Annotated in this window: 5 protein-coding genes; 1 reads left to right on the top strand and 4 read right to left on the bottom strand. The window is 64.8% G+C overall.

Annotated elements, in window-relative coordinates; genetic code table 11:
• On the bottom strand, positions 1-2,264 hold a 2,264-nt coding region (locus ABJO18_RS06195; protein WP_348515796.1), incomplete at its 3' end, for a choice-of-anchor D domain-containing protein.
• Between the two features lie 742 nt (positions 2,265-3,006).
• Between ABJO18_RS06195 and ABJO18_RS06190 the strand changes: the two genes are divergently transcribed.
• Positions 3,007-3,939, top strand: coding sequence for a LysR family transcriptional regulator (locus ABJO18_RS06190; protein WP_348506450.1), 933 nt, complete (start codon positions 3,007-3,009; stop codon positions 3,937-3,939).
• Here ABJO18_RS06190 and ABJO18_RS06185 read toward each other — a convergent pair.
• The 3 genes from ABJO18_RS06185 to ABJO18_RS06175 all read right to left on the bottom strand — a co-directional run bounded on the left by ABJO18_RS06185 (position 3,899) and on the right by ABJO18_RS06175 (position 8,253).
• Positions 3,899-5,155, bottom strand: coding sequence for an MFS transporter (locus ABJO18_RS06185; protein WP_348506448.1), 1,257 nt, complete (start codon positions 5,153-5,155; stop codon positions 3,899-3,901). The genes ABJO18_RS06190 and ABJO18_RS06185 overlap by 41 nt on opposite strands.
• Before the next feature lie 345 nt (positions 5,156-5,500).
• On the bottom strand, positions 5,501-6,778 hold the full coding sequence (gene gabT / locus ABJO18_RS06180; RefSeq protein ID WP_348506446.1) for a 4-aminobutyrate--2-oxoglutarate transaminase: 1,278 nt from the start codon (positions 6,776-6,778) through the stop codon (positions 5,501-5,503).
• Between the two features lie 17 nt (positions 6,779-6,795).
• Complete coding sequence (locus tag ABJO18_RS06175; protein ID WP_348506444.1) at positions 6,796-8,253, bottom strand: NAD-dependent succinate-semialdehyde dehydrogenase; 1,458 nt, start codon at positions 8,251-8,253, stop codon at positions 6,796-6,798.

The raw sequence follows: 8,253 nt of genomic DNA, 5'->3' as shown, positions 1-8,253 counted from the left end.
ACATCAATCCCGGAAATCTGGTCCGTCGCGGTCGCAATCGTGCCGGAACCCGTCACCGAGCCGCCCCCGCCCGAGGAGGTGATCGCATAGTCGTAATCCACGCCGACCTCCGCACCCGCAAAGGTGAAGGAGACAGCATTGGCATTCGCCGCCGTTACCGGGTCCTGGTCCAGGGAGACCGAATAACCCGACGGCACCACCACGTCCTTGGAGACAGTGTCCGTCGCAGCCACGCCGGTATTGCCGCTGCCATCCGTCAGCCTCACCGACAGGGTGAGCGTCCCGTCGACGAGGCTGAACACGTCAATCCCGCCGATCTGGTCGGTTGCCGTCGCAATCGTGCCGGACCCGGTGACCGAGCCGCCGCCATGCGACGAGGTGATCGTGTAGTCGTAATCCGTACCCACCTCGGCACCAGCGAAGGTGAAGGAAACAGCATCGGCATTGCCGGCATTGACCGCAGCCTGGTCGAAAGAAACCGAATAGCCCGACGGTGCACCGGCATCCTTCTCCGCCGTGTCGGTGGCCGCCGTACCGGTATTGCCCGCCGGGTCGGTCAACGTCACCGACAGGGTCAGCGTGCCGTCATTCAGGCCGGACACATCGATCCCGGAGATCGCATCCGTCGCTCCGCTGAGCGTCCCGCTGCCCGTGACATTCGTGCCGCCATTGCTCGAACTGATCGTGTAGGCGTAGTCCGCCGAGGCTTCCCCGCCCGCAAAAGTGAAGGACACCGCCGTCTCGTTCGCCGCCGTCACGGGGTCCTGGCCGAGGGACACCGAATAACCGGACGGGGCCGTCGCGTCCTTGTTCACGGTGTCGGTCGCAGCCGAACCGGTATTGCCGCTGCCATCCGTCAGCGTCACCGACAGGGTCAGTGTGCCGTCATTGAGGCCGGACACATCAATCCCGGAAATCGTGTCCGTCGCCGTGACGATCGTGCCCGAGCCGCTGACCGGCGTGCCGCCATTGTTGGAGGTGATCGTGTAGTCGTAATCCGCACCCACCTCGGCACCCCCAAAGTCGAAGGACACCGCCGTCTCGTTCGCCGCATTGACCGAAGGCTGGTTGAAGACCACCGCATAGCCCGAGGGCGCCGTCACATCCTCGCCAAGCCCCTGAATGGCAAAATCGAAAGGCGACTCGTCAGCATCATTATTGGCGATCGACAGGGTCGCGAAGTGTGCGCCCGTGATCGAAGGGTCGAACTGAACGGTGAAGGTTGTGGTGCCGCCACCAGCCGCAACGCTGGTTGCCGGCTGCGCGGTAACCGGGAAGTCCGTCGCATTCGCGCCGGAGACACTGACCGCGCCGGAGCCGAGCACAAGCGTATCGGTGCCCGAATTGATGATGGTAAAGGTGCGGCTGACCGTGCCGCCACTGGGATTGGCCGATCCGAAATCGGTGTGATCCCCAGCGGCCGGCGAACTGTCGCCATCGGCGATATTCGTGCCATTGCCGGTCACGGCAATCTCGGGCGCGCCGGTGCCCATACCCAGTATCGTGAAATTGAAGGGCGACTCGTCGCTGTCATCGTTGGCGATCGACAGACCCGCGATGCGCGAACCCACGACCGACGGGTCGAACTGGACCGTGACGGTGGTCGTGCCGCCGCTGGCAGCGACGCTGGTCGCCGGCTGCGAAGTGATCGAGAAGTCTGCGGCATGGGCCCCCGAAAGGCTGGCCGCATTGCTGCCGAGGGTCAGCGTGGTACTGCCCGAATTGGTGATGGTGAAAGTGCGCGAAACCGTACCGCTGCTGATATCGGCCGATCCGAAATCGGTGTGGTCACCCGCTGTCGGCGAACCGTCGCCATCTACGATATTCACGCCATTGCCGGTCACGGCAATCTCGGGCGCACCGGTCCCCGTACCCCGGATCGCGAAATTGTAGGGCGACTCGTCGGCGTCATTATTGGTGATCGTCAGGGTCGCGTTGCGCGTGCCCACGACCGACGGGTCGAACCGGACTGTGACGGTCGTCGTACCGCCGCCGGACGCAACGCTGGTTGCGGGCTGCGAGGTGATCGAGAAGTCTGCAGCGTGACTGCCTGAAAGGCTGGCCGCATTGCTGCCCAGCGTCAGCGTGCCGGAGCCCGAATTGGTGATGGTGAAGGTGCGCGACACCGTCCCCGAGCTAACCGCAACCGCGCCGAAATCGGTGTGATCGACGGAGCCCGGCGAGCCGTCGCCATCAGCGATGTCCGTGCCATTGCCCGTCACGCCGATCTCCGGCGTCGCAACGCAATCGGGATCGGTCGTCATGTCGATCATCGCATAGCCGGACGCCCCCTGCGCAGGGGGGGACAAGTCCGCCGCATTAAAAGGAGCGGTAGTGTTAGACCAGATACTACCCGAGGCCCAGTAATCATAGAGCGCGATGTATGCATCAGTGCCGCTCACCAGATCGTAGTCTTTGTCTACGGAAAATGTATCTTGCTGCAACGGCAACTGCCCGGTCGGCGCGTTCGTCGCAACGCCGCCCGCCGACCGGATGTTGCCATCCAACTCGCGCCATACGACAAGCTGAATCGCTCGGCCGGCGCTGGAATCATTGTTGAAGGCTGTCCACTCGGCCTCGATCTGCGTCACGGTGTTGTTGGTATACGGACCGGCGATGCAGCTGCCGTCTGACGGCAGGGACAGGCTGACGGACGGGTTGCTCCAGCCCTGGGCCTGCGCGGCCCCCGCCATTGCGCCCAGTCCCGCAGCAGCCAGTGCCAGTACGCGCGCAACAGCCGAGCCTGCGCGCTTCGCGCGGGCACAAAAATCCACCGCCCCGGACAACGGCTTCGCACCGTCCGGCTTCACACAAACCCGATTTTTCATAGACTTACTTGTCCACGCTTCCGCTTCGGTCGTCCCGGTACCGAACCGCCTCGATCCCACGCGCCGGCAAGGTTTTCGCCGCCGCGCGCAATCCTTTACAAATTCTGAAACTACCCGATAGCCAAATAATTAGAATGGACTACATTCCCATCAAGAATAACAAAGCGAGAGCGGCCCGATGTCGGAGCTCAAAAACCTGGACCTCAACCTGCTGGTTGTTTTCGAAGCGGTCTATTCGGCCGGCAATATCTCCCAGGCCGCCCGGCGGCTGGGCATGAGCCAGCCGACAATCTCCAACGCCTTGCGGCGCCTGCGCGACAGTCTGGACGATCCGCTCTTCGTGCGCGCGGGCCGCGGCGTGCACCCGACCCCGCGGGCCATGCAGATGATCGGGCCGGTGCGCGAAGCGCTGCAGATGATCGAAAGCGGGGTGGCCCCGGGCGACAGTTTCGACCCGGCAAGATCGAACCGCCATTTCCGCCTGGTGGTGCTCGATGCGATGGAGCCCATCATCATGCCGCACGTGATCCGCCGGATACAGGACCACAAATCCATATCGATCGAGAACCTGGCCATCGTGAACACGCCGATGAGCGACGGGCTGAACGACGGATCGCTCGACCTGGTGATTTCCGGCTTTCTGACGGAGAGCCGGGACACGCAATGCGAAGCCCTGGCACCGGTTCACCTGTCGATGGTCGCGCGCAACGACCATCCGGCCATCGACGGGGCCTTCACCCTCGACCATTTCCAGAAACTCGGCCATATCGCGCTGGTGCCGCGTATGCGCGCGCTCTCGCGGCTGGAAGAAGCGCTGCGCCGGCTCGATATCCAGCGGCATGTGGCGTATTCGGTCACCAAGTTCTGGTCCTTCCCGCACATCCTGATGACAACGGACCTCGTGGCCGTCCTGCCGACCGCCTTTGCGCGGGTGATTGCGCGCAACTATCCGCTGGCGCTCTACGACCTGCCCTTCGCCTACCCCGATGAACGGATCTACATGACCTGGAAGACCAGCCGCACGAATGACCCCGGCCATAGATGGCTGCGGAGCGAGATAGCCGTCGCGCTCAGGCAGGCTGCGGCTTCGGCGCAGGCGCCGGACCGATAGTCCGCATCGCCCGCCAGTAGTGCCAGGCACCCCAGACACCGCCGACCTGGACGAGCAGGATGGCATAGCCCAGCGACCGCACCCCCTGGCCGGCAAACAGCGTGTCACTGGCGAGCCCGATCGCGGTCGGCCCGACACCGACACCCACGATATTGAAGGCGCACAGATAGATCGCCGTCGCCATGGGGCGCATGTGCGGCTCGACGCGTGAATGAAGGAAAGCGTAGGTCGGCCCCCAGAACACGGTGGCCATGCTGCCCGAAATCACGAGGCAGGCGAGCGCCGGCACGGCCGACGGGAACAGCAGGAAACCGATCGCAAAGGGCTTGGCGACCAGGATTGCCGCGATGACGACACCGAGGCGCCAGCGCGGGTTTTTTGCCCCCAGCCGGTCGGCAATCGCCCCGCCGGCCCATGTACCCAACCCGCCGAGTATGCCGACAACGAGCGCGAGGAATATGCCGGTCTGTGCCTGGCTGAGCCCGTGCGCGCGGATGATGAAGGTGGCGGTCCAGGCGAGCGCGCCGAAGGTGACGATGCCGGTGACGGCCAGCCCGCACAGGGTGTGGAACAGCCCCGTATCGTTGCGGATGGTTCGCCATGTTCGAAGGAAGAGAGATCCCGGACGGGCCGGTATGACTGCGCTTGCGCGGTGCGGTTCGGCCACCGTGAAGCGCAGGAGCAGCGCAAGCACAAGCCCCGGCAGGCCGGCGATGACAAAGGCCCACCGCCAGCCCAGAGCCTGCCCCGCAATCCCGCCGACGAGGAAGGCCAGCAGCACGCCGATATTGGCCCCGGCCGCAAACGTGGCCATCGCCGAGGTCCGCCTTTCGGGCGGATAGAAATCCGAGATCATCGAATGGGCCGGCGCCACGGCCCCCGCCTCGCCGATACCGACACCGAGCCGGGCGAGCGCGAGTTGCGCGAAATTCTGCACAAAGCCCATCGCGATGGTCAGCGTGCTCCACACGGCGGTCGCGGTCGATATGATGTTGCGGCGATTGCCGCGCGCGGCCAGCCCTGCGACCGGAAATCCGAACAACGCATAGACAATGGCGAACAGCGCCCCGGACAACAGGCCGAGCTGCGTGTCCGTCAGCGCAAACTCGGCGCCGATCTGGTCAAGCGTGACCGCCAGGATATTACGGTCGAGCTGATTGACCGCAAACATCGCAGTCAGCACGCCCAGCGCATAAGTATTAGATTTCGCCGACATTATTTCCCGGCCCGACAGTCACTCACCGACCGGTCTACCACGCCTGTACTGACGTGGAAGGCAAAGGCGCAGGTTGCAGGCCCGCGCGTGCTGTCAGACTGGCGCCGATCAGTCTCTGAGGTCCGGGTGTTTGCGGATCGACCTCGCCAAGAGCGGTCCAAAGCGGCTCCACCTGAACCGCACCGCCTCACCCGCTACTTCAAGGCTAGTCTTCGTGCCGCGACCTGCGTCGCGGCCATGGGAAAGGCCCGGCGCCTGTCTCGCAGAGCCCCCGGTCGCCGCATGCGCACAGACTCTGCGGCGACCGATTGGGTTGAACGCTCGAAACCCGGCCGCACGAAGCGATCAGCCTGCCGTGGCCTTCAGGGCCGCAGAGAACACATCCAGACCCTCGTCAAGTTGCTCCATGGGGATCGTCAGCGGTGCCAGGAAGCGGATGACATTTCCCCGCACACCGCAGGACAACAGGAGCAGGCCACGCTTTCGGGCTTCGGCCACCAGCGCAGCGGTTCTCGCGACGTCCGGCGCATCCGCATCACCGTCCACGACAAGCTCCACCGCCGTCATGGCACCCAGCGTCCGGACTTCGCCGATACCCCGGTCGGACTGACGCAGGGCCTCGCAATGGCGCACAATCCGGTCGCCGATCTCGATCGCCCGCTGACACAGGCTTTCGCGTTCGATTGTCTCCAGCACGGCCAGGCCGGCTGCGCACCCGAGCGGCGAACCGCCATAGGTACCGCCCAGCCCCCCCGGGCCGGCGGCATCCATGATCGCCGCCTTGCCGATGACGCCGGAAATCGGAAAGCCGCCGGCCATCGCCTTGGCGACCGTCATGAGATCCGGCTCGATGCCGGCGTGCTCCACGGCGAACATCGCCCCGGTGCGCGCGAAACCGGTCTGGATTTCATCGGCGATCAGGAGGATGCCGTGCGTGTCGCAGAGGCTGCGCAGGGCCTGCATGAAGGCCGGAGACGCGGCATAGAAACCGCCCTCGCCCTGTACGGGCTCGATGATGATTGCCGCGACCCGCGAAGCTTCGATGTCGGACTTGAAGAGGCGCGCGATCGCATCCAGCGAGGCGGCTTCGGAAATGCCCAGATAAGGAGCCGGGAAAGGCACATGGTAGATGTCTGACGGGAAGGGACCGAAACCTGTCTTGTAAGGCACGACCTTTCCGGTCAGCGCCATGCCCATCATCGTGCGGCCGTGAAAACCGCCGGAGAAGGCGATCACGCCCGGCCGCCCCGTTGCCGCACGCGCGATCTTGATCGCGTTCTCGACCGCCTCGGCGCCCGTGGTCAGGAAGATGGTCTTTTTCGGCGTCTCGCCGGGGGCCAGCGCATTGAGCTTTTCGGCCAGCGCCACATAGGGCTCATACGGCGTCACCTGGGCGCAGACATGGGAGAAATTGTCCAGCTGGGCAGCCACGGCGGCCTTGATTGCCGGGTGATTATGCCCGGTATTGGTCACCGCAATGCCGGCCGCAAAATCGATATAGCGGCGGCCGTCCGCATCCCAGATTTCGGCATTGCTGGCGCGTGTCGCGAAGACCGGGTGCATCATGCCAAGACCACGCGGAATGGCGGCCTCACGGCGTTTCCAGAGCGTTTCGTTGTTCATGCGTGTGTGCCGCCGGATTAAGCCGACAGGCCTCCCATCAAGGTGTATTTCATATCCAGATAGTCATCGAGGCCATGGCGCGATCCCTCGCGGCCAAAACCGGATTGCTTGACGCCGCCGAACGGCGCGGCGGCCGACGACAGGATGCCCTCATTGACACCGACCATGCCGTAGTCGAGCGCGTCGCTGACCCGCCAGGCCCGGCCCAGATCGCGGGTATACAGATAAGCGGCCAGGCCATATTCGGTGTCATTGGCCATGGCGATGACGTCAGCCTCGTCATCAAAGCCGATCAGCGGCGCCACCGGGCCGAAGATCTCCTCCTGCATCACGGACATGTCCGGCGTCACGCCATCCACCACGGTCGGCGCATAGAAGAGCTCCCCGGCGGCATGCTTGGCTCCGCCTGTCACCAGCCGCCCGCCCTTGGCCAATACATCCGCGACCAGGCGTTCGGTCTTGGCAAAGGCCGCCTCGCTGATCAGCGGACCGATCTCCACACCCGCCTCGTCACCACGTCCGACCTTGAGCGCCCCCACCCGCTCCGCCAGGCGTTCGGCCAAAGCCGGCCGGATGGCATTGTGGACGAAGACCCGGTTTGCACAGACGCAGGTCTGACCGGCATTGCGGAACTTGGATGCCATCAGCCCTTCGATTGCAGCGTCCAGATCGGCATCATCGAACACAATGAAGGGCGCATTTCCGCCCAGCTCCATCGACAGGCGTTTTACCGTCGGCGCGCATTGGGCAATGAGCTTGCGGCCCACCGCGGTCGACCCCGTGAAAGAGAGTTTGCGAACCGTTGCGCTGGCCGTCAGCACGCCGCCGATCGCCGCCGCATCGGTGCCGGTGACAACATTGAAAACGCCAGCCGGGATGCCGGCTTGCACGCTCAGCCGGGCGGCCAATAGCGCCGACAGCGGTGTTTCCGCCGCCGGTTTTGCGACCAGCGTGCAGCCAGCCGCCAGTGCGGCCGCGGCCTTGCGCATCAGCATGGCATTGGGAAAATTCCACGGCGTGATCGCCGCACACACACCAACCGGCTTGCGGGTCACCAGGATGCGCTTGCTTTCGGAAGGAGCGGGAATGATCTCGCCATAGACCCGGCGGGCCTCCTCGGCGAACCAGTCCAGATAGGAGGCGCCGTAGAGTATTTCGCCGCGCGCCTCGGCCAGCGGTTTGCCATTCTCAAGGGACAGCACCTGCGCGAGCTCGTCCGCCTGTTCCACCATCAGGTCGCGCCAGTGCCGCAGGCGCGCCGCCCGCTGGTCCGCCGGAAGCGCGGACCAGGCTGCAAGCGCCGCGGCGGCGGCATGGATCGCGGCCTGCGTTTCTGCTTCGCCGCAATCGGCGACGGACGCGATCACGCGTCCGGTGGCCGGATCGTGCACATCGAACCGGCGTGCCGTAGCCGCATCACACCATTTGCCATCGATGAAGGCCTGCGTCGGCCAGTCCGGACCCACATCCAGCAT

The sequence above is a fragment of the Maricaulis sp. genome, from assembly GCF_039978735.1.
In the GTDB taxonomy this organism is placed as follows: domain Bacteria; phylum Pseudomonadota; class Alphaproteobacteria; order Caulobacterales; family Maricaulaceae; genus Maricaulis.
Note: the sequence above shows the minus strand (reverse complement) of the source record. Positions and strands in the feature narration are given on the sequence as shown.